Annotated in this window: 23 protein-coding genes; 7 read left to right on the forward strand and 16 right to left on the reverse strand. The window is 71.2% G+C overall.

Annotation, left to right across the window (positions count from 1 at the left end):
* Positions 1-12 precede the first annotated feature (12 nt).
* Positions 13-150, forward strand: a complete 138-nt coding sequence (locus OHA73_RS11660) for a hypothetical protein (RefSeq protein WP_267070975.1) — start codon at positions 13-15, stop codon at positions 148-150.
* A 43-nt stretch (positions 151-193) separates the two neighbouring features.
* On the opposite strand, the gene OHA73_RS11665 is transcribed toward OHA73_RS11660, so the two are convergent.
* Genes OHA73_RS11665 through OHA73_RS11680 form a run of 4 tightly spaced genes read right to left on the reverse strand, consistent with a single transcriptional unit; the run spans position 194 to position 3702 of the window.
* The gene (locus OHA73_RS11665; protein WP_327655003.1) at positions 194-664 is read right to left on the reverse strand and encodes a GNAT family N-acetyltransferase; all 471 of its coding nucleotides are present in this window, start codon (positions 662-664) and stop codon (positions 194-196) included.
* Positions 661-2169 carry a tripartite tricarboxylate transporter permease gene (locus OHA73_RS11670; protein ID WP_267070973.1) on the reverse strand — a complete coding sequence of 503 codons (1509 nt, stop codon included), beginning with the start codon at positions 2167-2169 and terminating at the stop codon, positions 661-663. Before OHA73_RS11670 ends, OHA73_RS11665 begins: the two co-directional genes overlap by 4 nt.
* Before the next feature lie 4 nt (positions 2170-2173).
* A complete protein-coding gene (locus tag OHA73_RS11675; RefSeq protein WP_443063207.1) occupies positions 2174-2704 on the reverse strand; it encodes a tripartite tricarboxylate transporter TctB family protein in 531 nt (176 codons plus the stop codon).
* Positions 2705-2718: 14 nt separating this feature from the next.
* Entirely contained in the window at positions 2719-3702 is a 984-nt protein-coding gene (locus OHA73_RS11680) for a Bug family tripartite tricarboxylate transporter substrate binding protein (protein WP_327658448.1), read from the reverse strand.
* Between the two features lie 155 nt (positions 3703-3857).
* Here OHA73_RS11680 and OHA73_RS11685 point away from each other — a divergent pair, with 155 nt between their 5' ends.
* Together OHA73_RS11685 and OHA73_RS11690 are read left to right on the forward strand one after the other, a co-directional pair.
* The gene (locus OHA73_RS11685; RefSeq protein ID WP_327658449.1) at positions 3858-4547 is read left to right on the forward strand and encodes a response regulator; all 690 of its coding nucleotides are present in this window, start codon (positions 3858-3860) and stop codon (positions 4545-4547) included.
* Positions 4548-4752: 205 nt separating this feature from the next.
* On the forward strand, positions 4753-5715 hold the full coding sequence (locus tag OHA73_RS11690; RefSeq protein ID WP_327655005.1) for a lytic polysaccharide monooxygenase auxiliary activity family 9 protein: 963 nt from the start codon (positions 4753-4755) through the stop codon (positions 5713-5715).
* Between the two features lie 78 nt (positions 5716-5793).
* Here the strand turns inward: OHA73_RS11690 and OHA73_RS11695 are convergent, their stop codons facing one another.
* Positions 5794-6240, reverse strand: coding sequence for a MarR family winged helix-turn-helix transcriptional regulator (locus tag OHA73_RS11695; RefSeq protein ID WP_267070972.1), 447 nt, complete (start codon positions 6238-6240; stop codon positions 5794-5796).
* A gap of 135 nt (positions 6241-6375) precedes the next feature.
* On the opposite strand from OHA73_RS11695, the gene OHA73_RS11700 reads away from it, so the two are divergent.
* Positions 6376-6750 carry a cupin domain-containing protein gene (locus OHA73_RS11700; protein ID WP_267070971.1) on the forward strand — a complete coding sequence of 125 codons (375 nt, stop codon included), beginning with the start codon at positions 6376-6378 and terminating at the stop codon, positions 6748-6750.
* Between the two features lie 10 nt (positions 6751-6760).
* Here OHA73_RS11700 and OHA73_RS11705 read toward each other — a convergent pair whose 3' ends face one another.
* Both OHA73_RS11705 and OHA73_RS11710 read right to left on the reverse strand, forming a co-directional pair.
* Positions 6761-7780, reverse strand: coding sequence for a DNA polymerase Y family protein (locus OHA73_RS11705; protein ID WP_327655006.1), 1020 nt, complete (start codon positions 7778-7780; stop codon positions 6761-6763).
* A complete protein-coding gene (locus OHA73_RS11710; protein WP_327655007.1) occupies positions 7777-11280 on the reverse strand; it encodes a DNA polymerase III subunit alpha in 3504 nt (1167 codons plus the stop codon). The genes OHA73_RS11705 and OHA73_RS11710 overlap by 4 nt, the downstream gene beginning before the upstream one ends.
* Positions 11281-11481: 201 nt before the next feature.
* Between OHA73_RS11710 and OHA73_RS11715 the strand changes: the two genes are divergently transcribed.
* Positions 11482-12525: a DUF3533 domain-containing protein gene (locus tag OHA73_RS11715; RefSeq protein ID WP_327655008.1), complete on the forward strand. Its 1044-nt coding sequence runs from the start codon at positions 11482-11484 to the stop codon at positions 12523-12525.
* 193 nt (positions 12526-12718) lie between these two features.
* On the opposite strand, the gene OHA73_RS11720 is transcribed toward OHA73_RS11715, so the two are convergent.
* The 8 genes from OHA73_RS11720 to OHA73_RS11755 all read right to left on the reverse strand — a co-directional run bounded on the left by OHA73_RS11720 (position 12719) and on the right by OHA73_RS11755 (position 21509).
* Positions 12719-13801: a S1 family peptidase gene (locus tag OHA73_RS11720; protein ID WP_266721262.1), complete on the reverse strand. Its 1083-nt coding sequence runs from the start codon at positions 13799-13801 to the stop codon at positions 12719-12721.
* A 230-nt stretch (positions 13802-14031) separates the two neighbouring features.
* Complete coding sequence (locus tag OHA73_RS11725) at positions 14032-14964, reverse strand: slipin family protein (RefSeq protein WP_266721261.1); 933 nt, start codon at positions 14962-14964, stop codon at positions 14032-14034.
* 180 nt (positions 14965-15144) lie between these two features.
* Positions 15145-16050 carry a S1 family peptidase gene (locus OHA73_RS11730; protein ID WP_327655009.1) on the reverse strand — a complete coding sequence of 302 codons (906 nt, stop codon included), beginning with the start codon at positions 16048-16050 and terminating at the stop codon, positions 15145-15147.
* A gap of 233 nt (positions 16051-16283) precedes the next feature.
* On the reverse strand, positions 16284-16880 hold the full coding sequence (locus OHA73_RS11735) for a GTP-binding protein (RefSeq protein ID WP_327655010.1): 597 nt from the start codon (positions 16878-16880) through the stop codon (positions 16284-16286).
* Complete coding sequence (locus tag OHA73_RS11740; RefSeq protein ID WP_266721257.1) at positions 16864-17214, reverse strand: DUF742 domain-containing protein; 351 nt, start codon at positions 17212-17214, stop codon at positions 16864-16866. The genes OHA73_RS11735 and OHA73_RS11740 overlap by 17 nt, the downstream gene beginning before the upstream one ends.
* A complete protein-coding gene (locus OHA73_RS11745; RefSeq protein WP_266721255.1) occupies positions 17211-17639 on the reverse strand; it encodes a roadblock/LC7 domain-containing protein in 429 nt (142 codons plus the stop codon). Before OHA73_RS11745 ends, OHA73_RS11740 begins: the two co-directional genes overlap by 4 nt.
* The gene (locus OHA73_RS11750; RefSeq protein ID WP_267070966.1) at positions 17636-19996 is read right to left on the reverse strand and encodes a sensor histidine kinase; all 2361 of its coding nucleotides are present in this window, start codon (positions 19994-19996) and stop codon (positions 17636-17638) included. Before OHA73_RS11750 ends, OHA73_RS11745 begins: the two co-directional genes overlap by 4 nt.
* A gap of 232 nt (positions 19997-20228) precedes the next feature.
* On the reverse strand, positions 20229-21509 hold the full coding sequence (locus OHA73_RS11755) for a DUF5685 family protein (RefSeq protein WP_327655011.1): 1281 nt from the start codon (positions 21507-21509) through the stop codon (positions 20229-20231).
* Positions 21510-21838: 329 nt separating this feature from the next.
* Between OHA73_RS11755 and OHA73_RS11760 the strand changes: the two genes are divergently transcribed.
* On the forward strand, positions 21839-22288 hold the full coding sequence (locus OHA73_RS11760; RefSeq protein ID WP_266721249.1) for a cell division protein SepF: 450 nt from the start codon (positions 21839-21841) through the stop codon (positions 22286-22288).
* A gap of 30 nt (positions 22289-22318) precedes the next feature.
* Here the strand turns inward: OHA73_RS11760 and OHA73_RS11765 are convergent, their stop codons facing one another.
* A complete protein-coding gene (locus tag OHA73_RS11765) occupies positions 22319-23962 on the reverse strand; it encodes an MFS transporter (RefSeq protein WP_266721247.1) in 1644 nt (547 codons plus the stop codon).
* A 241-nt stretch (positions 23963-24203) separates the two neighbouring features.
* Between OHA73_RS11765 and OHA73_RS11770 the strand changes: the two genes are divergently transcribed.
* Positions 24204-25355: a hypothetical protein gene (locus tag OHA73_RS11770; protein WP_327655012.1), complete on the forward strand. Its 1152-nt coding sequence runs from the start codon at positions 24204-24206 to the stop codon at positions 25353-25355.
* Positions 25356-25357 lie beyond the last annotated feature (2 nt).

Consider the following 25357-nt stretch of genomic DNA (forward strand, 5'->3'; position numbering starts at 1 on the left):
ACAGGAGGCACCATGCGCCGAGTGACCATGCACAAGCCGACCGGGGCGAGCACCATCACGCGCCGACTGCGCGAAGACACGGCCGACATGAAGCAGGACCGCCCCGAAGTGCGCAAGGACGTCCGCAAGACGTGGTGGCCGGACGAGTGAGCGGGGCCGGACGGATGCTGCTGAGACCCGAGACCCTGATCCGTCAGGACGACCCCAGCCGCTTGCGGTAATGGACGCGGTCGTAGGGGCCGTCCGCGCGGCGCTCCACGACCTCGTATCCGTAGCGCGGGTACAGCTCCTGGTTCTCCCACATGAGTGCGTTCGTGTACAGCCGCACCTCGAACAGCCCAAGAGCACGCGCATGCTCCTCCACGAAGGTGAGCAGGCGGCGGCCCACCCCCTGCCCGTGGGCGTCGGAGTGGACCGCGATGCTGTCGAGGAAGAGGTGGTCCGGGCGGGCCTCGACGACCACCAGGCCGAGCACGTCCGGTTCCCCGGTGACGTACACGCGGCCCGCCGTCACGTTCGCCGCGTGGTCGGCCTCCATGGGCGCGGGCACGACGCCGATGCGCTCGATGTAGTGGTGGTACGCCGCGTCCGTGACCGCCTTGACGGCGGGCACGTCCGCGGCCGTCGCCCGGCGGATCGCGGTTTCTCGGCTCTCGTTGGTCATGCCGTCCTGTTTACGTCACTTCCCCTCCCGCGCACCACCAGCTTCTTCAGCAGCGGCCACGCCACGATGAGCAGGACGACCGCGTAGACCGTCACGGAGAACGGCGTGTTGACCAGTCCGCTGACGCTGCCGTCGCTGATCTGGAGGGCGCGGCGCAGCTGTTGCTCGGCGTTCGGGCCGAGGATGACGCCGATGACGGCGGGCAGCACGGGGAGTCCGTAGCGGCGCATGCCGAAGCCGATGAGGCCGATGACCAGCAGGATGACGAGGTCGATGGCCTCGCCGCCGACCGCGTACGCGCCGACCGCGGCGAAGAAGAGGATGCCGGCGTAGAGGTACGGGCGGGGGATGCGCAGCAGCTTCGCCCAGACGGGGGCCAGCGGCAGGTTCAGGGCCAGGAGCAGCACCATGCCGACGAAGAGGGAGGCGATGAGGCCCCAGACCAGTTCCGGTTCGCGTTCGAAGAGGAGCGGGCCGGGCTGGATGCCGTACTGCTGGAAGGCCGCGAGCATGACCGCGGCGACCGCCGTGGTCGGGAGGCCGAGCGTCAGCATCGAGACCAGGGTGCCGGCCGCGGATGCCGAGGACGCCGATTCGGGGCCCGCGACGCCTTCGATGGCGCCCTTGCCCCACTCGTCCTTGTGCTTGGACAGGCGCTTCTCGGTGACGTAGGAGAGGAACGTGGGGATCTCGGCGCCGCCCGCGGGGATCGCGCCGAACGGGAAGCCGATGAGCGGGCCGCGCAGCCAGGACTTCCAGGTGCGCTTCACGTCGGAGGTGCCGAGCCAGGGGCGGCCGACCGGGATCGCCTCGCCGCTCGTGCGGCGCAGATGGGCGGCCACCCACAGGGCCTCGCCGATGGCGAAGAGGCCGACCGCGACGATGACGACGTCGACGCCGTCGGCGAGCTGCAACGAGCCGAAGGTGAGCCGCTGTTGGCCGGTCATCTGGTCGAGGCCGACCAGGCCGATGGTGAGTCCGATGAGGAGTGAGGCGAGGCCGCGTACGCGGGAGGAGCCGAGCACCGAGGTCACCGCGATGAACGCGAGGACCATGATGGCGAAGTAGTCGGGCGCGCCGATGTCGACGGCGAGCGAGGCGACCTTCGGGGCGAGGGCGACCAGCAGGATCGTGCCGATCATGCCGCCGGCGAAGTGTCCGATGGCGGCGGCCGCGAGGGCCTGCGCGCCGCGTCCGGACTTCGCCATGGGGTTGCCCTCCATGGCGGCGACCACGGCGGCGCTCTCGCCCGGGGTGTTGAGGAGGATCGAGGTCGTCGAGCCGCCGAACATGGCGCCGTAGTAGATGCCCGCGAACATGATGAACGCGCCGGTGGGTTCGAGTCCGTACGTCACCGGGAGCAGCAGGGCGACCGCCATCGCGGGGCCGATGCCGGGCAGGACGCCGATGGCCGTGCCGAGCAGGACGCCTATCGCCGCCCAGAGGAGGTTGATGGGGGTGAGGGCCGTACCGAAGCCGTCGAGGAGGGAGTTGAGGGCGTTCATGGGGTCACAGCACCTCCATCAGGGGGCCGCCCGGCAGGGGGACGCCGAGCAGGTTGTTGAAGAGGACGAAGGTGAGGAGGGAGAGCCCGGCGGCGATCAGGGGGTCGCGGGTGAGGTGGCGGCTGCCGAGCGCGTACGCCGCGCCCCAGAACAGCAGCGCGCCCGCGAGCGGGAAGCCGAGCGGTTCGATGAGCACGGCGGTGGCGAGGAAGACGCCCGCGAGCAGCAGCACGGTGCGCCAGTCGGCGGGTTCGGACAGGTCGACGTCCTCGCCGGCCTCGGCCTCTCCCCTGCCGCCGCGCAGTACGTCGACGGCGAGCAGGACGGCGACGGCGAGCAGCCCGATGCCGACGACGATCGGCACGGTCTTCGGGCCGACGGGGCCGCGCTGGGCGATGTCGACGTTCATGGTGAGCGCGTCGGTGAGGACGAGCAGGCCGAGCGCCAACAGCAGGACGCAGACGCCGAGTTCGGAGTGTTCGCGCAGCCAGGACGTGCGCGTGGCCTCGTCCGGGCGGGTCTCGGTGGCGGTCACGGGCTCTACCGGATTCACAGGCCCAGCTCCTTCAGTACGGACACGACCCGCTTGTCCTCGGCGTCGAGGAACGTCCCGAAGTCGTCGCCGACGAGGAAGGCGTCGTCCCAGCCGTTCGTCTTCAACGACTTCTTCCACTCCTTGGAGGCGTGCAACTTCCGTACCAGGTTGGTGAGTTTGTCGCGCTGGGTGCCGGACAGGCCGGGCGGGGCGACGATGCCGCGCCAGTTGGTGAAGTTCACGTCGTAGCCGGACTCCTTGAGCGTGGGCCCGTCGAGGCCGGCGGCGCGTTCGGGTCCCGTGACGGCGAGGAGGCGCAGTTCGCCGCTCTTGATCTGGTCCAGGTACTCGCCGACGCCGGAGACGCCGAAGGCGACCTTGTTGCCGAGGATGGAGGCGAGGAGTTCGCCGCCGCCGTCGAACGGGACGTAGTTGACCTTCTTCGGCTGGATGCCGGCGGCGCGCGCCATCAGCATGGGCGCCAGATGGTCGGGGCCGCCGGGCGAGGAGCCGCCTCCGACGGGCAGCTTGCCGGGGTCCTTCTTCCAGGCGTCGATGAGCTGCTTGATGTTCTTGTACGGGGAGTCCTTCGCGACCACGACGACATCGGGCTCCTCGGTGAGCCGGGCGATGGGCGTGGTGTCGGCGAGGGTCTTCGGGGAGTGGTTGGAGCGGGCCGCTCCTACGACGCCGAGGCCCATGGACATCGCGAGTTTTCCGTTGCCGTGTTCGCCGACGAGGCGGGTGAGGCCGACGGTGCCGCCGGCGCCGGGCAGGTTGAACACCTCGACGTTGTGGGTGAGTTCGGCGTCCTCCGCGTTCTTGGCGGCGGTGCGCGCGGTGATGTCGTAGCCGCCGCCGGGGGTGTTGGGGACCATGAGGCGCAGGCCGGGGATCTGGGTGCCGGTGTCGGCGCCGCTGCCCGTGGTGAGCAGCGGCGGCCCCACCAGGACGAGCAGCGCGGCCCCGAGCAGGGCGAGGGGTGTGCGCAGGCGCACGTGTGCCACCTACTTCTTGGGATCGTTTTGACGGCGGGCTGGTTGTGAGGTGGCCCACATGTTGCCCACGCGTTAACAAGCTGTCTCCCTTCCGCAAGCAACGGACGTTGTGGTCCTTGTGGTCGCGCACCTACTCTGCGCCAGTGACAAAGGTCTTGATCAAGGTCTTGATCGTGGACGACGACTTCATGGTTGCGAAGCTGCACAGCCGGTACGTGTCCGCGATGGACGGGTTCGTGGTGGCCGGGGTGGCGCACGGCGGCGCGGAGGCGCTGCGTGCCGCGGAGTCGCTGCGGCCCGATCTGGTGCTCCTGGACGTGTACTTGCCGGACATGGACGGCATCGAGGTGTTGCGGACGCTGCGGGCCGCGGAGGAGCGGGATCCGGCCCGTACCGCGGTGGACGCGCTGTTCATCACGGCGGCGCGGGACGCGGAGGTGGTGCGGGCGGCGCTGCGGGCGGGGGCGCTGCACTATCTGATCAAGCCGTTCAACCAGGCCGCGCTGCAGGAGCAGTTGAGGCATGTGGCGGCGCTGCGGACCCGCCTCGACGATCTGGACGAGGCGCGTCAGGAGGACGTCGACCAGATCTTCGGCGCCCGCCCGCCGGGTTCGCGGGAACTGCCGAAGGGCCTCGCCGCGCACACCGCGGACCTGGTGGAGCAGACGCTGCGCGCCCACCCGGACGGCCTGTCGGCGACGGAGTGCGCCCAGGAGGCGGGCTCGCTGTCGCGGGTGAGCGCGCGCCGGTACCTGGAGTTCTTCGCGGGGACGGGGCGGGCGCGGGTGTCACTCCGGTACGGCGGGACGGGGCGGCCGGAGCGGCGGTATCGGTGGGTGTCCTGAGGCGGGACGCATGGGCGCCCCGAGGGCGGTACGCGTGGGTGTCCTGAGCGGAGTCTGAGGGGCGTCTTAAGGGGGCCATAAAGATCCACTCGGAGCGCTCCCAAGGGCCGAACAGTGCGTTTTTTCGGGCTAACTTCCTTGCCGCACCCCCCGATGCACTCGATGCACTCGGTGCACCCAATGCACTCGATCAAGGAGTACCCCCATGCCCGCAAGCCGTCGCAAGCTCGCCGCGCTCACCACGGTCGGAGCGATCCCCCTCGCCCTCACCGCCCTGTCCGCTACGCCCGCGGCAGCGCACGGCACGCTCGGCGATCCGGCCAGCCGGGTCGCCGCCTGTTACGCGGAGGGCGCCGAGAGCCCCACGTCGGCGGCGTGCAAGGCGGCGGTCGCCGAGGGCGGCCCGCAGGCCCTGTACGACTGGAACGGCATCCGTGACGGCGAGGCCGGCGGCAAGTCCCAGGAGAACATCCCCGACGGCAAGCTGTGCTCTGCGAACTCCGACGAGTTCAAGGGCATGGACCTGGCCCGCGACGACTGGCCCGCGACGAAGGTCTCGGCGGGCTCGTACACCTTCAAGTACAAGGTGACCGCCCAGCACAAGGGCACCTTCAACCTCTACATGACGAAGCAGAGCTACGACCCGTCGAAGCCGCTGAAGTGGTCCGACCTGGACCTGGCGAACCCGGTCGCGACGAAGACGGACCCGACGGCATCGGGCGGCTACTACACGTTCTCCGGAAAGCTCCCGGACCGCACGGGCCGCCAGCTGATCTACGGCATCTGGCAGCGTTCGGACAGCCCGGAGGCGTTCTACTCCTGCTCGGACGTGACGTACGGCGGCGCGTCCACCGCCTCCGCCACGACGAAGGAGGCGACGACGCCCTCGGACGAGCAGATCGCGGCGGACGCCGACAAGTCGACGGTCGACCACAGCGGCATGGACATGGGCGACGACACCCACAAGACCCACGAGTCGGCCGCGCCCGCCGCCGACGCCAACTCCCCCGCCGCGCAGGGTGGTTCGCAGAACCTCGCGGAGACGGGCGGCGACTCCACCACCCCGTACATCGCGATGGGTGGCGCGGCCGCCCTGGCGATCGGCGCGGCGGGCCTGTTCGCCTCGATGCGCCGCCGCGCGACGGCGACCGGCCGCCACGGCCGCTGACCGCAGCGCCATCGACCGGACCGCCGTCTCCCTGTTCTTCGGGAGGCGGCGGTCCTCATGCATGGATCGGACGGACCGTCACCAGGTGGGCCGGATCGGCCCGTTGGGCGCAATGGCGAGCAACCGCTCCGCGAGCGCGTGAGCCTCCCCTTCCCCGAGCCGCTCCACCCAGGGCCGCACCGCTTCGGCGGCGGCCTCTTCGGCGGCCCGAGTGCAGTCCCACCCGCGCCCGGTCAGCACGACGAGCCGGGCCCGCGCGTCCTGCGGATGGGGCCGCCGCTCGGCATACCCCTTGCGCACCAGCTCGTCGACGAGCTGACTCGCGGCCTGCTTGGTCACACCGAGGTGGGCGGCGAGTTCCGTGGCGGTGGCGTCCCCGTAGGAGAGCCGCACGAAGGCGAAGCCGTGGGCGGGCCGGATGTCGCCGAACCCCCTGGCCACGACCCCTTCGTGGATACGTCGCGTCAACTCGCTCGCGGCGGCGAGCAGGGCGGAGGTCAGGCTCAGGGCTTCGGCGTTCTGCACGCGGCCATTCAAACACCCTTGACGAGATGGTCAAGCAGCCTGACTATATGGTCAAGCAGCTTGACCATCCCGCAAGACAAGCCGCTTGGCCATCGTGCAAGAAGAGCCGTCAAGACAAGCCATGAAGGAGAAGCCATGCCGGTGATCCGCGCCTCGGAGGCCGTCGTCCACGAACTGCACGGCGTCCGCTTCGTCTCGTACGCCACCCCCGCCACCGGCAGCAAGGAGCTGTGCGCCTGGCGGGGCGAGATCCCCGCGGGCACGAAGGGGCCCGCACACACGGTCTCCCGCGAGGAGATCCTCCACCTGCTGACCGGCACCCTGCGACTCTCCCTCGACGGCACCCCGCACACCCTCGCGCCGGGCGACACCGCGATCGTGAACGCGGGCACGGCGCTCGGGGTGGAGAACCCTGCGGACGAGCCGGCGACGATGTGGGTGACGACATCGGTGGGTCTTGAGGCGGAGCTGGCGGACGGGACGCGTATCGCTCCGCCGTGGGCCCGGTAGCGCCGTCCGGTCAGGCCGCGTGCGGGGGCGCAGCGGCCGGGCGGATCGCGGTCGGGCCGAATTTCCTTCGGGCGCGGTCGACCGCGTCCTCGATGCGGCGGTCCCGCTCGTCGGTCGGGTCGAACAGGAGCTGCCGGGAGGCCAGTTCGGCCGGGACCAGGCGGTCGGCGCGCAGGGCGATGGAGCGGACCCGGGCCCGCTGCAACCCGAGCCGGTCGTGGAGTTCGTACGCGAGTGAGGTCAGCGTCGGGGTGTGGGCGGACGCCTCACGCAGGGCGCGGGTACGCGTGGTCGCGCTGCGGTCCACGTAGCGGACGGTGAGGGTGAGGGAGCGGGTCGTCTGCTCCTCGGCGCGCAGCCGCAGGCCGAGCCGGTCGGTGAGGGCGAGCAGTGCGGCGCGCTGCCGGTCGCGGTCCAACTCGTCCTGCGGGAAGTCGTGTTCGACGCGGATCGAGCGGGCCGGGGCCGCCGGGACCACCGGTGTCGGGTCGAGTCCGCGGGCCGCGTCGTACAGTCGGCGCCCCGCGGCGGCGCCGAGGATCCGCTGCAGGGTGCCGAGCGGCGCGGCGGCGATCCTGCCGACGCTGTCGAGGCCGTACGAGGACAGGGTGCGGGCGGTCGCGGGCCCCACGCCGTGCAGGGCGGCGGCGGACTTATGGGCGAGAAAGGCGGCGACCGCGTCCAGGTCGTCGGGCAACTCCCGTACCGCCGACGGCGGCCCGTCGACGGCGACCATCCGGGCCAGCATCGGATTCGCGGCGACGCCGATGGTCGAACGCAGCCCGTAAAGACCTCCGGTCCGTGCCCGGATCCGCTCGGCCAGAGCCACCGCGTCCGTGCCGAAGTAGCGCAGGCCGCCCGTGACATCGGCGAGCGCGGCGTCCGGCGGCAGCGCCTGCACGAGGGGCGTGAACTCGGCCAGCAGGGAGAGCAGATGGAGGTAGAGCTGTTCGTCCACCAGGTCGTGGAAGTGGACGTACAGGATCTGCGTCGGCACCGCTTCCTCACTTCCTCGCGTCGTCCGCGTCATCCCGCGCTCCCCGGACTCTGATGCCACAACTTGCGGCTCTGCTTGACGGGTTCGCCGGGTGGCTGAAGGTCCGCCCAGGGATGCAGGTCGTAGCCCGTCTCCAGGCGGATGCTGCGGCCGTCCACCGCCGTGTCCGTCGCGGGGCGCTCCGCGGTGAGCCGGTCCGTCACCGCGGACAGGCCGCCCGTGCGGCGCAGTTCGGCCAGTTCGGCCAGGTCCCAGGCGGCGGATCCGGTGACCGACAGCGCCTTGCCGCTGCCGCCGCCCCTGCGCTGCACCACGCCGCGTACGAGCAGCAGCCAGGAGTGGAAGACGGTGTGCGCGCTCGCGTCGTGGCTGTCCTCGAAGAACGCGCAGTCGACAAGGCCCGAGGTGTCGTCGAGCGTCGTGAAGATGACGCGCTTGCCGGAGCGGACCGGCGGCGTCTGCACGGCGCCCTTCGCGCCGGCGACCAGGACCACCTGCCCGTGCGGCAGATCCTTCAGCCGGTGCGCGGAGGCCACCCCCAGCTCGTCGAGCAACTCCCGGTGGTCGCCCAGGAGATGGCGCGAGGTGTCCATGCCGAGCACGCCGAGCTCGGCGCCGAGCCGTTCGACGTCGTCGAGGTCGGGCAGCTGGGCGGGGGCGACCGTGTCGGGGGCCGCGTCGGTCTCGCCGAGCGCCAACTGCCCCTGCGCACCGCCCCGCCCGCTCCGCTGCGACTCGGCGATGTGCAGCATCAGGTCCCGCCGGTTGCGACCAAAAGCGTCCAACGCGCCTACCTGCGCGAGTCGTTCGGCGACCGGCCGGGACGGGCGGGCGCGGGAGAGGAAGTCCTGGAGCGAGACGTAGGGGCGCCCCGCGACGATCCGCTCCGCCTCGGCCTCGCTCATGCCGCGCACATCGTCGAGCGCAAGCCGGATCCCGTGAACGAAACCGCCGAAACGGCCGGAACCATCCCCACCATCAGACACCAGTTCGATTCGATAGGCCGGGTCCGACGCGTTCACATCGAGCGGCAGCACCGGCACCCCCCACCGCCGCGCGTCCGCGAGCAGCAGCCGCTTCGGGTACATGCCGGGGTCGTGCGTGAGCAACCCCGCGTAGAACGCGGCCGGATGGTGCGCCTTCAGCCATGCCGACTGGTACGACGGCACGGCGAACGCGACGGCGTGCGCCTTGCAGAACCCGTACGCACCGAACGCCTCGATGATCTCCCAGGTCCGTTCGACGACCTCCTCCGCGTATCCGCGCCCCCGCGCCTGCCGCCCGAACCAGGTCCGCACCCGCCCGACCTGGTCCGCCTTCGAGAGCGCCCGCCGCGTGTAGTCGCCGAAGGCGAGGCTGCACCCGGTCATCACGTGCAGGATCCGGATGATCTGCTCGTGGAAGACGACCACGCCGCACGTCTCCTCCAGCGCGTCCTTCAGATCCGGATGCGGGTACGCGGGTGCCTGCTTGCCGTGCCGTGCCTTGATGAACGGGTCGACCATGTTGGCCGCGACCGGCCCGGGGCGGAACAGCGAGATGTCCACGACCAGGTCGTGGAAGGTCTCGGGCAGCAGCCGCGCGAGCAGATCGCGCTGGCCCGGCGACTCGGTCTGGAAGCAGCCCAAGGTCTGGGAGGACTTGATGAGTTGATACGTCTTCGGGTCGCCCGGCGGCACCTGTTCCGGGTCGTCGAGTTCGATACGCCGGCCGGTCACCCGCTCGATCTCCCCCACCGAGTGCGCCATCGCGGACTGCATCCGCACCCCGAGCACGTCGAGCTTGAGCAGCCCGAGGTCCTCCACGTCCTCCTTGTCGAACTGGGACATGGGAAAGCCCTCGGTGCTGGTCGGCACGACCGGGGTGCGCCCCAACAGGGTCGTGTCGGAGAGCAGCACCCCGCACGGGTGCATGGCGATCCCGCGCGGCAGCGCGTCGAGCGCCTCGACCAGGTCCCACATCCTGCTCCCCCCATACGCCTCCGGGTCGATGCCGCGCAGCTCCGGCAGCTCCTGGAGCGCGGAGCGGGCGTCGCGGGCGCGGATGTGCGGGAAGGACTTGGCGAGCCGGTCCACCTCGGCCGGCTCCATGCCGAGAGCGAGGCCCACATCTCGTACGGCATGGCGGACCCGGTAGGTCTCCGGCATGGACACGGTCGCCACCCGCTCGGGCCCGAAGCGGTCCAGGATCGCCCGGTAGACCTCCAGGCGGCGGGCGGACTCCACGTCGATGTCGATGTCGGGCAGCTCCATGCGCTGCTCGGACAGGAAGCGCTCCATGAGGAGCCCGTGTTCGACCGGGTCGGCGGTGGCGATGCCGAGCAGATGGTTGACCAGCGAGCCGGCGCCGGAGCCGCGCGCGGCGACCCGGATGCCCAACTCCCGCGTGTCGGACACCACTTGGGCGACGGTGAGGAAGTACGAGGCGTAGCCCTGCCGTTCGATGAGGCCCAGCTCGTCCTCCAGGCGCTCCCAGTACCGGCGCTTGTAGTCGTAGCGGCGGGCCAGCATCGCGGCATCGCAGCGCGAGCGAAGCACCCGGTCGGGGGTGCGCCGGGCGGCGCCGACGAGGTCCGGTTCGGGGAAGTGCACCCGGCCGAGCCCCAGGTCGTCCTCGGGGTCGACACGGCAGGCCTGGGCGGTCTCCTCGGTGACGGTGAGGAGGCGGCGCGCGGTGTTCTCGCGGTATCCGGCGGCCTCGGCCACCTTCAGGGCGATGTCAGCCATGTCCCCTGCGGGCTTGAGCCACCGCTCGCCGCTGTCGAGCGTGCCGCGCGGGTCGATCGGCACCAGGCGGCGCGCGGAGTCAAGCACGTCCGCGACCGGCCCCTGTCCGGCGTCGGCGTAGCGGACGGCGTTGCTGAGTACGGGGGCGATCCCCTGGTCCGCGGCGAATCCGAGGGCGCGGGTGGCGTGCCGCAGGGAGCCGGGTCCGGTGCCGCTCAGGCCGTGGGAGACGACCTCGATGCGCAGCGCCGCGCTCCCGTACCGCTCCCGCCAGGGCGCGAGCAGCCGGGCCGCGCGGTCCGGGCGACCGGCGGCGAGCGCGCGGCCGACGTCCGAGTCGGGGCCGAGCAGTACGAAAACGTGCTCCGCGCCCTCTTCGCCGAGCGCGTCCCAGGGCAGCAGCGGGCGGCGGCCCTGTCCGGAAACGGCGGTGACATCCCGGTGCGCCGCGGTGACGAGCCGGCACAGTTCGGCCCAGCCGTCCGCGCCGTCCCGGGCGAGGAACGCCACACGCTGCGCCGTCTCGTCGACGAACGCGCCGCCCCTGGCCGGTGCGCGCCGCCGTTCGGTGCGCTCGGCCGCCTCGACGGGCGCGGCCACGGCGAGGTCCACCCCGAACAGTGGCCGGATGCCGGCCCGGCTCGCGGCCTTGGCGAAGCGGACGGCGCCGCCGAGGGTGTCCCGGTCGGTCAGGGCGAGCGCGTCGAGGCCGCGCGCGGCGGCCCGCTCGGCGAGCGCGTCCGGGTGCGAGGCCCCGTACTGCAGGGAGAAGCCTGAGGCGGTGTGCAGATGCGTAAAACCCCGCATCCGAACCACCTCGCCACTACTCCCCCCTCTATCCGACCTGTCACACCAGCCTCATCAGGGCCGATGCCCTCACCGTAAACCATGTTCGAATACTTGTGCGAGTCGAAACCGCCACCCGGGAGCCACCGCCCAGGAACCCGCCACCCACCCGTTCGGCCCTCCCCGACTGCATGAGCCGGGGCCTCACCCGAGCGTTGAGGCATGAAGTTCGCCGAAGAGTTCAAGAACGCCGTCACCCCCAGAGCCGCGCTCCTCGTCATCGGTGTCCTGGCTCTCCAGCTCCTGTTCATCACCTCGTACGTGGGCGCGCTGCACAATCCGAAGCCGAAGGACGTCGCGTTCGGCGTCGTCGCGCCGCAGCCCGCGGCGGCGAAGCAGCTCGCGCAGCAGCTGGACAAGCTGCAGGGGTCCCCGCTCGACGCGCGGGTGGTCAAGGACGCGAAGACGGCGCGCGAGCAGGTCCTGAACCGGGAGATCGACGGCGCCCTGGTGTTCCACGCGAAGGGCGCGCAGGACACCCTCTACGTCGCGTCCGGCGGCGGCACCGTTCTGGCGTCCGCGCTGGAGGGGCTGGCCACCACGATCGACGCCCAGCAGCAGCGCACGGTGAAGACCGTCGACGTGGCGCCGGCATCGGTGCAGGACTTCGACGGCCTCTCGGCCTTCTACCTCGTCGTCGGCTGGTGCGTCGGCGGCTATCTGTGCGCCTCGATCATGTCGATCAGCGCCGGGTCCAAGCCGGCGAGCCCGCAGCGCGCCGCCATCCGGCTCGGCTCGCTCGCGGTCTTCTCGATCGTGGGCGGCATCGGCGGCTCGCTGATCATCGGCGACTCGATCCTGGGCGCGCTGCCAGGATCCTTCTGGGGCCTGGCCGGGCTCGGCGCCCTGATCACCCTCGCGGTCGGCGCGATCACGCTCGCCCTGGAGGAACTCACCGGCGTCGTCGGCATCGGTCTCGCGGTGCTGCTGATCGTCGTCGCGGGCAACCCGAGCGCGGGCGGCGCCTTCCCGCTGCCGATGCTGCCGCCGTTCTGGCAGGCGATCGGCCCCTGGCTGCCGCCGGGCGCGGGCACCTGGGCGGCCCGCTCCATCGCCTACTTCAAGGGCAACGACCTCACCCAGTCCCTGCTCGTCCTGTCCGCGTGGGCGGTGGTGGGCATCGCCGCGACGCTGCTCGTGTCGGGCCTGCGCGAGAAGCGGCGGGGTGTGCGGACGGCGGCCGCGACGGAGCCCGCCGAATCGTGACGATCCCGCACCGCTCGCGCAGTTCCTCGACCGCCTTCGCGTACGACTCCACGCCCTCCTCGGGAGTGGCCGCCGACAGGCCGAGCATCTTCGCGATGTCCTGGAGCCGCTCGGGCGCCCTGTACGTCTCGGCCTTCGGCCACGAAAAAAGCCCCGCCCCCGGTCTCCCGGGGGCGGGGTACAAACGTGCCGGTCAGCCGATTTCCGTGCCCGTGGCGGAGAGCGCTTCCGTCACCGGCTGGAAGAAGGTCTCGCCGCCCGACGTGCAGTCGCCGCTGCCGCCGGAGGTGAGGCCGACCGCCGAGTCGCCCGAGAAGAGCGAGCCGCCGCTGTCACCGGGCTCGGCGCAGACATCGGTCTGGATGAGGCCGTTGACGATGTCGCCGTTGCCGTAGTTCACGGTGGCGTCCAGGCCCTTCACCGTGCCGTCGTGCACCTGCGTGGTGGAGCCGGAGCGGGTCACCTTCATGCCCACGGTGGCTTCCGCCGCCTTGGTGATCTGCTGCGCGGAGCCGTTGTAGAGGTTGACCTCGCTGGGGTGGTCGACGTCGGCCGAGTACTTCACGAGCCCGAAGTCGTTGTCCGGGAACTGGGAGTCGGCGTTCGTGCCGATCTCCTGGCCACTGGAGTCCGACCACGTGGAGATCGACTCGGTGCAGTGGCCCGCCGTCAGGAAGAACGGCTCGCCGCCCTTGGTCACGTTGAAGCCGAGGGAACAGCGGCCGCCACCACCGGAGATGGCGTCGCCGCCCGCGATGAACGGCTTGAACTCGCCCTGGCTGCGCTTGAGTTCGGCCTTGCCACCGAGCTTCTCGACGACCCCGGTGAGCTGGTTCCAGTCGGAGCCCTTGACCGTGCGGTCGGCGGTGACGACGACCTTGTTGGTGGCGGGGTCGACGGCCCAGGACGTGCCCGGGATGGTCGCGTCCTGCTTCAGGGTCGTCCGTGCGCCCTTGAGCTCGGCCAGCGAGTTCTGGACGACTCTGGCCTTCGCGCCGGCGGCCTGCGCCGTCTGCGCGGCCTCGTCGTTCAGGACATTGACGACGAGCTGCTTGGTCTTGGCGTCGTAGTAGCTGCCCGCCGATTCCTCGCCCAGGTCCTTGGTCAGGCTCGAGGCGAGAGTTCCGGCCTTGGCGATCGAGAGTTTCTGGGCCACCAGGTCGGGTGCGTCGGTGCTGGCGTTCGCAGTCTGGAAGGTGATGCCCGCTGCGGCCAGGGCGAAGATTCCCGCTCCGACCACTGCGGCGCGCCGCTTGGGTATGCGTCGGTGCTTCAACTCACGTCCTCCTGTGGGGGGTTGGGATACCGGTTCGAGTGGGGACGGACCGGATCCGTGAGGCTGACGGGCCCACTATCCCGACCGTCACAGGGAGCACACAAGGTCGACTTCCGGACGCGCGTTCGCCAAACGTCGTACGCCCTTCACCACTTGGGTGCGCCCCCGCGCCGCACGTCGATCCCCACTGCAAACACACCGTGCACCCGCGGATGAGCGGAGGGCGAGGTCTAGTCCTGTCCGGATTTCGCCCCTGCTTGCTCACCGTTGACCACGGGCTCGGGGGTGCCCGCCGCGCTCTTCTTCTCGAACACGGGCGTGGGCGCCGGTGTCTCGGTGAGCCCCGGCAGTGCCCCCTCGGCGAGTTGGGTGACGGCCGCCTTCGCCGCGTGCGCCGCGTCCCCGGGCGTGGCCCGCTCCAGGAAGCGAAGGAGCTCGACCGGGAACGGCAGCACCAGCGTCGAGTTCTTCTCGGCAGCGACCGCCACCACGGTTTGCAGCAGCCGGAGTTGGAGCGCGGCCGGCTGGTCGGACATCACCTCGGCGGCCTGGGCCAGCTTCTTCGAGGCCTGCAGCTCGGCGTCGGCGTTGATGACGCGGGCCCGCCGTTCACGGTCGGCCTCGGCCTGCCGGGCCATCGACCGCTTCATGGTCTCCGGCAGCGATACGTCCTTGATCTCGACCCGGTCGATCTGCACACCCCAGCCGACGGCCGGGCTGTCGATCATCAACTCCAGGCCCTGGTTGAGCTTTTCGCGGTTCGACAGGAGATCGTCGAGATCACTCTTGCCGATGATGGAGCGCAGCGACGTCTGCGCCATCTGCGAGACGGCGAACCGGTAGTCCTCGACCTGCACCACGGCCTCGGCCGCGTCGACCACCTTGAAGTAGATGACGGCGTCCACCCGCACCGTCACGTTGTCCCGCGTGATGCCGTCCTGCGCGGGCACCGGCATCGTCACGATCTGCATGTTGACCTTACGGAGCCGGTCCACGAACGGCACGACCATCGTGAACCCCGGCCCGCGCACCGACCGGGTGAGCCGGCCGAGCCGGAACACCACCCCGCGCTCGTACTGCTTGACGACCCGCGCCGCGGACATCACGTAGACCCCGCCGGCGCATAAGACGGCCACTCCCGCCGTCACCAGTTCCTCGACCATCTCACGGTCCCCCAGGGTCCGAAGTGGGCGCAAAAGGCGTGTACTTCGACGGTAGCCCCGTAAGGGACACATAGGGAGAGCCCGCACACAGGGAGAGCCCCCGCCCGGCCGAAATGGCCGGACGGGGGCTCCTGCTGCTGGCTGCGGCTGCCGAACGTGACGCGAGGTGGAGCGGTCGGATCAGTAGACGCTCACGCCGTACGCGCTGAGTGCCTCGGTCACCGGCTGGAAGAACGTGGTGCCGCCGGAGGAGCAGTTGCCGCTGCCGCCGGAGGTGAGGCCGTAGGCGGTGGAGCCGCCGTACAGCGGGCCGCCGGAGTCGCCGGGCTCGGCGCAGACCGTGGTCTGGATGAGGCCGGAGACGACGTCGCCGCCGCCGTAGTTCACGGTGGCGTTGAGGGCGGTGACCCGGCCGCTGTGGATGCCGGTGGTGGAGCCGCGGCGGGTGACGGTGGTGCCCACGGACGGCGTGGCGGCACGCGTGATGTCCACGCTGCCGACCATGCCGGGAGGCGTGGAGACCCCGGTCGCGTACTTGACGATGCCGTAGTCGTTGCCGGGGAAGCTGGACCCGGTGGTGCTGCCGACGGTCGTGGTGTGACCGGAGTTGGACCACCAGGTCCCGGCGCCGTCGGTGCAGTGACCGGCGGTCAGGAAGTAGTAGGCCCCTGCGCTGTTCTTGACGTTGAAGCCGAGTGAGCAGCGCCAGCTGCTCGCGTAGATGGCGTCGCCGCCGGACACCAGCTTCTTGAAGGTGCCCGCCGTGCGCTCGATCTTGAGTGCGCCCGCGGTGTCACCCGCTTCCTTCTGGATCTTGTTGATCTCGGCCTGCGAGACCGTGCTGTCGACGGTGACGACGACCTGTTTGGTCTTGGCGTCGACGGCCCACGCGGTGCCGGCGACATCGGCGGAGCGCACCGCGTCGCGGGTCTGCGTGAGTTCCGCTGCGCTGAACGTGTTCGCTGTGTCGGACGCGTTGGCGGAGGGAATCGCGAAAGCTGCCACGGCGAGGAGACCGGAACCGACGGCGATCAGCCGGGTCGATCTGGCTCTGCCGCTGCGGGGGGTACTGCGCTTGATCCTCACTGCTCGTTCCTCCCATAGGGAAGTCGGGGGCCCTCGTGGGGATGGGGCCCGTGAGGCGCAGCCAGGCGCACGGCGAGGATCCGGATTCCGGACACGTCGTGCTCCTGACAATCGCTGAACGGGAGTATTCGCCCGCTCAACTGCCTGCACAAGAGCGCCTTTTGGACTTCCGCCGGATCTCCGCAATACGCCCCCGCCCCGCTGGAGGAAGTGCGGGGCGGGGGCGTTCCGGGTCAACGGGACAGCGCAGGCACCCGCCGTGGCCGCGTGCGCACCCCGATCACCTGGTCCATCAGCGCGCCGAGCACATCGCGTACGGACGCCCGGGTCCGGGCGTCGCACTCGATGACCGGCACCTCGTCGCCGATGCCCAACGCCTCCCGAATCTCGGCCAGTTCGAACCGTTCGGCACCCTCGAACCGGTTCACGGCGAGCACGAACGGCGCCCCCTGCGCCTCGAAGTAGTCGAGCGCGGGGAAGCAGTCCTCGATCCGCCGGGTGTCGACGAGCACCACGGTCCCGAGGGCGCCCTCCACCAGGTCGTCCCAGAGGAACGAGAACCGGTCCTGCCCGGGTGTGCCGAACAGATACAGCGCGAGGGTCGGATCGAGCGTGATGCGGCCGAAGTCGAGGGCGACCGTGGTCGTCGTCTTGTCCTCGACCCCGTCGAGCGAGTCGACGCCCACGGAGACCTGCGTGATGGAGGCCTCGGTGTCCAGCGGTTCGATCTCGGAGACCGCCCCGATGAACGTGGTCTTGCCGACGCCGAGCCCACCGCTGACCACGATCTTCACGGCCAGCGGGGCGATGCGTTCAGAGCGCCCTGACATGGTCCCTGATCCTTTCGAGGGTGTGGAGCGGCAGCTCCGCGGGTTGCGAACACGACAGGCGGCCGCCGACGACGAGGTCGGCCACGAGCACCTTGGCGACTCCGAGCGGAACCCCCACCGCCTCCGCGACCTGCGCGACGGTCGTGGGTTCCTGACACAACGTCACGATGCGCTGGTGCTCGAACGCGAGCGGCGCGGCCCCCTCCGCCGCGTCGAGCGCGACCACGAGGGTCTCCAGGCGCAGATCGGACTGCGCGGGCAGGGAGCGCCCACCGGTGATGATGAAGGGACGGACGAACTGCCCCTCGTCCGGCACTTCGGATGGTTCGCTCATCGCGGCAGCGTCTCCCGTAGGTCGGCGATGAGCGTCGGCGTGAGGAGGTCTCCCGCCCGTTCGGCGAGGACTGCCATCTCGTAGCCCACGAGCCCGAGTTCACCGCTGCTGTCGGCGAGCACGCCGAGGCAGCTGCCGTCGCGGATCGCCGAGACGAGCAGGAAGCCGCGCCCCATCTCGATCATGATGAGTTTCACGCCGTCGAAGCTGTACCGCTTCGAGGCGCTGCGGGCGAGGCTGGAAAGGCCCGACACGATGGCGGCGAGCCGGTCCGCCTCGGTGCGGTCGAGCCCGTCCGACACCGCGATGAGCAGCCCGTCGGAGGAGACGGCGACGGCATCGCGCACACCGTCGGTGGAGCGGACGAAGTTGGCGAGCAGCCAGTTGAAGGTCTGCGAGTCGCCCCGCGTGTCGACGGTGGTCACTTGGTGTCGTCCTGCCCTTCGGCGCCGTCCCCGGCCTCGGTGTTCTCCTGCGCGGCGGCCTTCTTCTGCGTGGCGGCGCGCTCCTTCTCGACGCTGATGGAGCCGCGCATATGGGCGCTGCGCAGGCCCGACAGCATCCCGGACACGCCATCGGGGGTGCGCTCCGCGGCGGGTCCTTCGGGCGCGGGCGACGACGGCGGCGGGGCCGTCTCGTGCACGGCCTTGGAGATGGCGCTGCGCTGCGGCCGTTTGACCAGCCCGTTGCGGGTGCGGGAGGCGGAGGACGCCGAACCGGCGGTCTTCGTACGGGACTTGGCCTCGGCTCCCGCGGCGACCGGCGTCCGGGCCTCCTTGCGAGGGGCGGGCAGCGTGGCGGGCCGCACGGCCGACTCCTCGGGCTTCCCGGCCTTCTCGCCCATGTCGGCGATCTCGGCCTTCCCGACCTTGGGCCTGGCCTCCGTGAGCAGCCCCGCGGGCACCAGAACCCGGGCCACCACACCGGCGGCGGGCGCCTCGCCGAGCCGCACCTCGATCCCGCACTTGCGGGCGAGCGCGCCGACCACGAAGTGGCCGAGGAACCGGGTGGGTTCGGCCATGAAGCTGGCGTTCCCGGAGAGCCGTACGTTGGCCTCGGCGAGGGCCCGGGTGTCCATGCCGAGCCCGTGGTCGACGATCGCGACGAGATAGCCCTCGCTGGTGCGCCGCCCCTCGATCTCGACGTCGGAGTCCGGCGGCGAGAAGCTGAGCGCGTTCTCCACCAACTCGGCCAGCAGGTGCGAGAGTTCGGCGACGACCGAGCCGGAGATGTGGGCGGGCTCGACGCGCCGCAGCGTGACCCGCCGGTACTCCTCGACCTCGGACAGCGAGGCCCGCAGCACGTCCGTGACGGACAGCGGCGTCGACCAGGTGCGCGGGCTCGACTCGCCCGCGAGGACGAGCAGGGATTCGGCGTTGCGGCGCATGCGGGTGGCCAGGTGGTCGAGTTCGAAGAGGTTGGCGAGGGTGTCGGGGTCGGCGTCCTCGTGCTCCAGCTTGTTGATGAAGCTGATCTGCCGGCGCACCAGGTTCTGGTTCCGCCGCCCGAGGCTGACCAGCGAGTCGGTGGCGTTCCTGCGCAGCACGGCCTGCTCGGTGGCGAGGTCGAAGGCGGCGCTCTGCACCCGGTCGAAGGCGTCGGCGACCTCCCGCACCTCGGCGCCCGCGCGGGCGTCCAGGGCGAGCGGCGCGGGCGGTTCGGGCGAGGCGTCGCCGGCCGTCTGCACGGCGGCGACGGCCTGCGGCAGCCGCGCCCCCGCCACCTCGCGCGCCTCCCGGGCGAGCCCGGTGAGCGGCGCGGACACGGAGCGTACGCAGTCGTAGGCGAGCGCGCCGAGGGCGGCGATGACGGCGAGCGCGAGAAGCACGAACAGCAGCAGGTCGCGCTGGGCCGAACTCTCCAGCTGCGCGGCCCTGTTCTCGACGTCGGCCCCGATGGAGACCTGCACGTCCCGCAGCCCGTTGATGGTCGACGTCATCGTGTCCCACCAGGCCGAGGGCGGTACGTCGCGGGGGCTGAGCCGGCCCGCACCGTGCACGGCGGTCGACTCGTAGCCGAGGGCCCGCTCGGCGTCGGGCGTGCCGAGCGCCGCGTCCAGGCGGCGTTCCTGCGCGTCCGTCGCGGTGCGCGGGAAGGTGTCGAGCGCGGCGAGCCGGCCGGAGCGGATCTCCATGAAGGCGCTGTAGTCGTCGCCGCGGAAGTGCCCGCCGGCCCGCACCGAGCCGAGCACGATGGCCCGCTCCTGCCCCATGAACTCCTTGGCGGAGCCCAGGGTTTGGAGTGACTGGTAGGAGTCGCGCAGCGGTCCGTCGGCCACGTCGTCGAGGGCCCGGCCGAGCCCCACGAGCTCGGCGATGGTGTGCGTGAAGTAGTCGAAGGTGGGCTTCACCTGCCCGGAGCCGTCGTCCGCGCCCTTGCGGATCCCGGCGAGCGAGTCGAGCCGCCCGAGCGCGTCGGACGCGGCCGCGGAGGTGCCCCGCTCGTCGAGCGCGTCCTGAAGGGCGACGCGCGCGGTGTCGGTCGACTTGCGCTGGGCGGGCAGCTTGGCGCTGAACTGCCGCACCCCGCCGACGTATCCGGTGGTGAGGCCGCGCTCCTTCTGAAGCTCGTGGACGAGCCCCTGGAGGGTGACCTCGAGCCGGGCGTCGGCGGCGGTCGCCGCGGCGTTGCGGTAGCCGGAGATCTGCTCGGCCGCGAAGAAGCCGAGCAGGGCGAGGAGCACGGCCGTGGCCAGGGCGAGGATGCGCAGGAGTCGTGTGCGGATGGTTCTGGGTCGGGATGAGGCGGTGACGGATGCCGTCACCGACGAGACGAGGTCCACTGAAATGCCTTATGGAGGGGGCGAGTTGACGGTGCGGAAACGGTGCTTCCGCGCCGGGCCAACGAGCCCTCACCGGCCCCGGTCACCTCATCAGGTGGTTGTTTTACACCACCGAAACAGGCTTTCCGGAGGCGTGCAGGTGACCCCGCACCACACGTTCGGACCACCCCGGCCCGTATACAGGGCCAGCGCCTCACAGCCCGCAGTCAGAATCCACGGCCACAGCCCGCAGTCACAGACCGCAGTCACAACACGAGCAGCAGTCACAGCAGTCGCAACAATCGGGTCCGTCGCAGTTCCGGCAGCAGCCCTCGCGCTTCTTCCGGGACCACGCGCCCTCGTACTCCTCGGCGCAGCACACCTTGCAGGTGCAGCAGAGCCCGATCGCGACGGCGCACCCGGCGAGCAGCCCCCGCTTCCCCGGCTTCGGCGACTTCCCGAAGAAATCACCACCGCCCGGACCACCGGGCCCGCCGGGACCACCCGGGCCTCCGGATCCGCCTGGTCCGCCGACGCCGTTCGGATCGCCGCCGTAGGGGTTGCCACCGCCGTAAGGACTCCCGCCGCCATGGGCATCGCCGCCGCCGTACGGATTCCCGGACCCGTACGCCTCGTGGCCCCCATGCGCTCCATGCCCATGCGCATGCGCCTCGGCCCCGAACGCCCGGTCCACCGAGCGCCCCAGCTCGTGCGCGAGCAGCAAGTGCGCCAGCTTGCCGTCCACGAAGTCGACGTCGCGCAGCGCGAGCCGGATGCCGTGCAGGGCGTCGTCGGCGAGGCGCCGCGCCTCGGCGAGCGACGTGCCGGTGGCGGACAGCGGGTTCCAGGCGCCGGCCCCGGCATCGGCGTCCTGGTCCTCGACGGCGTCCAGCAGATGTGCGAGCCGCCCGAACAACCGGCCCACCTCGGCGAGCGGCTCGGCGTTCCCCGGCCGCCCGGCCAGCATCGCCGTGTGCGCGAAGGCGGCGGCGGTCGCGGTCTCGGTCGGCTCGGTCACGGTCAGGACGGAGCCGCCGGGCCCGGCGAGCGCCTCGATCCCGGCCTGCCGCTCGACGGCGTCGAGCAGGACCGCCGTGTCGAACCCGACGTCAGATCCGGTACGGGCACCGGCCCTTCCCCAGCTCGCGGCGACCCTCCGCGCGGCCACGGCCACCGGCCTGCGCGCGAAAAGACCGTCCCGGTCGTCGACGTGATCGCACACCTTCGCCGACGCGAGCACCAGGGAGACCGCGGCGGCGAGCCGCGCCCCCTCGCCCTGCGCGACGGACGCGCCGCGCATGCCCCGCAGCGGACAGGGCCCGGCCTGCCGCCGCCACGCACCGGCCGCACCGGACCGCTCGCTCTGAGCCTCCGTCAGGACGGAGATGAGCAAACCGTCGTAGTTGGTGACGACACGGGCGAACTGCCCGTGGTCGCCGCGCAGTGCCAGACAGAGCCCGCAGAGGTGGGCCATCCACTGGGTTTTGAGGCTCTCACCGAGCCGATGAGAGCAGGGCCGGACCATGCCGAACAAGAAGACTCCCCCGTACGCCGAATGACGGCCCGTCACCTGGACCGCGCGACGACGGCATCGTATCGAGCCCTTGCGCGACCTTCCCGTTCACCCGTACGCACCGAAGGTCACCCATACGCCGTGAAGAATCATATTTCACTCACCATCAGCAGCCGTGTCCCGTACAACCCTTGGGAACTCCGGCATGAACAAGCGCAGACTGTGCACCAGTACCGTCACGAAAGCCCCGCGCGGCGGCTATCCCCTTGGCGTCACGTCTGCATCATGGACGAACATTGGGGATGCACGACATGCGGAACGCAGAGGAACCGCTGTGAGAGGAGGCGTCCATGGGATCGGTGCGCAAGGCGAGTGCCTGGCTTGGCCTCGTCGACGACAACGATGAAGAGCGTTACTACGACGACGACTACGACGAGGGGCCCGAGCCCGCCACCGCCGGCGACGCAGCCTGGGTCACGGACCCGCGCGTGAAGGTCGCCTCCGAGGAGGCCCAGGAGAAGGGCCGCCGGATCGGCACCGTGACCCCGGACAGCTTCCGGGACGCGCGGCGCATCGGAGAGATGTTCCGGGACGGGGTTCCGGTCATCATCAACCTCACGGCGATGGAGGCGTCCGACGCCAAGCGCGTGGTGGACTTCGCCGCGGGCCTGATCTTCGGGCTCCGGGGTTCGATCGACCGGGTCGCCACGCGGGTGTTCCTGCTGAGCCCCGCGGACACGCAGATCGTCTCCGGCCGTGACACCAAGGAACCGACGGACGGTTTCTTCAATCAGAGCTGAGCGGTTCGGGGGCCTCCCCCGGACCGCACGTCACGCGGCCGAGGACGCCGAAGACTCCGCCGGTGACGAAGCCCGCCGCGGCGCCGCCACGTCCGCGTCGTCCGCCGCGGGCGCCTCGTCCGCCTCCTCGCACTCCATCCGCTTCGGCAGTCGCAGCGCGGCGACCGCCCCGAGGAACAGCAGCACCGCGCTGACGACCAGCGTGACGTGCAGACCGTGCACGAACGCGGCGCGCGCGGCCTCCCGCACTGCGTCCCCCGCCGCGCCACCGAGCTGCGCAGCGATCTGGTACGCCTCCCCCAGCGAGTGCCCCGCGGCGGTCGACGTGCCGTCGGAGACCCCCGGCACATGGCCGAGCCCGGGCGCGTACGCCGCGTTCATCACGGAGCCGAGCAGCGCGATACCCATGCCGGCGCCCAGCTGGTACGAGGTCTCGCCGATCGCGGCCGCACCGCCCGCGTCGTCCGCGGGCGCCTCCGTGAGCATCGACTCGTAGGCCCCGAACAGCGTGGTCTGGAAGCCGAAGCCGAGCAGGACGAAGCCGAAGCCGAGCAGCCACGGCTGGTCCTGCTGGCCCATCGCGCAGAGCATCAGCACCGCACAGGCGGTGAGCGCGAAGCCGGACGCGACCATGGCGCGCGGCCCGAAGCGGCGCAGGTTCGCCGAGCCCAGGACGCCCGCGGTCATCGCTGCGAAGGTCAGCGGCAGCATCCGCAGGCCGGTCTCGAGCGGGCTGAGGCCGAGCACCAGCTGGAGGTACTGGACCGCGATCAGTTCGAGGCCGACGAGGGCGAGCATCGCGATGACGATGCAGCCGACGGACGTGGAGAACGCGACCCGCGAGAACAGCTTCATGTCGATGAGCGGGTGCTCGCGGCGGCGCTGGCGGCGCACGAAGAAGAAGAGCAGCACGACGCCGACGACGAACGGCAGCACGGCCTCGGCGTCGAGCAGATCGCGCTTGGTGCCGAGCTCCTTGATGCCGTAGACGACACCGAGCACGCCGAGCGCGGCAAGCAGCGCGCCGAACAGGTCCCACGGACCGTCGCTGCGCCCCTTGGACTCGGGCACGAGGACCCGGCACAGCGGCAGCATGATCAGCATCAGCGGGATGTTGATGAGGAAGACGGAGCCCCACCAGAAGTGCTCGACGAGGAAGCCGCCGAGTACGGGCCCGGTGGCGGCGCCGACCGCGGCGACCGCGGTCCACACGCCGATCGCGACGGCCCGCTCGTGCCGGTCGGGGAAGACGTCGCGCAGGATCGAGAGCGTCGCGGGCATGATCATCGCGCCGCCGATGCCGAGGATCGCGCGGGCCACGATGAGCACCTGCGCGGTGTCGGAGAACACGGCGAGCGCGGAGGCCGCGCCGAACAGGCCGTAGCCGAGCAGCAGGATCTTGCGGCGGCCGACTCTGTCGCCCAGCGTGCCGAACAGGATCAGCAGCGAGGCGCACACCAACGGATACGCGTCGCCGATCCACAGGAGCTCGACGGAGGTGGGCTTGAGGTCCTCGGTGACCGCGGGCAGCGCGACGTAGAGGATGGTCGAGTCGAGGGCGACCAGAAGCAGACTTGTGCACAGGACGACGAGGACGACCCAGCGGTGGGGTCGGGTTCCCATGGCGGCCAGGCGCCCGAGTGCGCGCCCGGAGGCCGTGTTCGTCCCGGACATGTACGTACCTCCCAGTGTTCCTCGCGTTCGGCGGTTCCCAGGACTGGGGAGGCCATTGGCCTTGTCCTGGTTCCGGCTCGGGAGGAGCGGTCTCCCGGCCCCGCGGCGATAAGGCGAGTAAGCCGTCAGCGTACGCGAGTTCTCGCCAATGACACGTGGCGGACCTCTCAAGGCCCCCGCGAGCGGGTGTGGCGTGCACCACTCGCGGGAAAGGGGCCTGCTGGCGAGGCGCAGGGGACGGATGCCGATAATCGGGGCCGTGACGGAAGTGGACCAACGACATCGACCCTCGCCGCGGCATGCCGCGCCCGCCCTGCTCGGATACGCCGCGGTGCGGGCGCTCGGCCTGCTGGTGCTCGCGGTGTGGAGCGCGGCGACGGGCAAGAGCGCGCACACACTGCTCACGGCCCGCTGGGACTCGCTCTGGTACACGCGGATCGCCGAGCACGGCTACGGCTGGTCGGTGACGCTGCCCGACGGCACCGTGCACTCGAACCTCGCGTTCTTTCCGCTGCTTCCGTGGCTCGAACGCTTCGTCTCGGCGGTCAGTCCGCTGTCGTACGCGGACGCGGGCCTCGTGGTGAGCCTGCTGGCCTCGCTGGCGGCGGCGTGGGGGATCTTCGCCGTCGGGGATCTGCTGCACGGGCGGGCGGCCGGGATCTGGCTCGCCGTGCTGTGGGGTGCGCTGCCCGTCGGGATCGTGGCGTCGATGGCGTACAGCGAGGCGCTGTTCACGGCGCTCGCGGCGTGGGGACTGTACGCGGTGCTGCGACAGCACTGGGTGAGCGCAGGGCTGCTCGCCGCGCTCGCGGGTCTGACCCGGCCGATCGGGGCGGCCGTCGTGGTGGCGGTGTGGGTGGCGGCGGCGCTGTGGATCGCGAAGGAGCGGCGGGCTTCGTGGCGGCTCGCGCTCGGGGTGCTGCTCGCCCCGGCGGGTGCGGCGGCGTACGTGCTGTGGGTCGGGCAGCGAACCGGTGGCGGCCTCTTCGGCTATCTCGACGTGCAGGCGCAGTGGGGCAACGGCTTCGACGGGGGCGCGGCCTTCGCCGGGTTCGTCGCCGATCAGTTCACGTCACCGCTGGGCGCGCTGGCCGGGATCGGTCTGATCGTCGGGGTCGCGCTGGTGATCTGGCTGTACGTCGCCGGGGTGCGGCAGCGCCAGCCCGTGCCGGTGCTCGTCTACACGGGCATCGTGGTCGTGCTCGCGCTGTGCGCCTCGGGGTACTTCGGCTCGAAGCCGCGGCTGCTGCTGCCCGCGTTCCCGCTGCTGCTGCCGCTCGCGGTGGCGCTCGCCCGGTGGCGTACGGGCAGGTCGGCCTGGGTGGTCGGCGGTCTCGCAGCGTTGTCGGCGGCCTACGGAGCGTTCTGGTTGAACGGGTCCGGGCCGCCATGAGC

Source organism: Streptomyces sp. NBC_00483 (assembly GCF_036013745.1).
GTDB lineage: Bacteria > Actinomycetota > Actinomycetes > Streptomycetales > Streptomycetaceae > Streptomyces.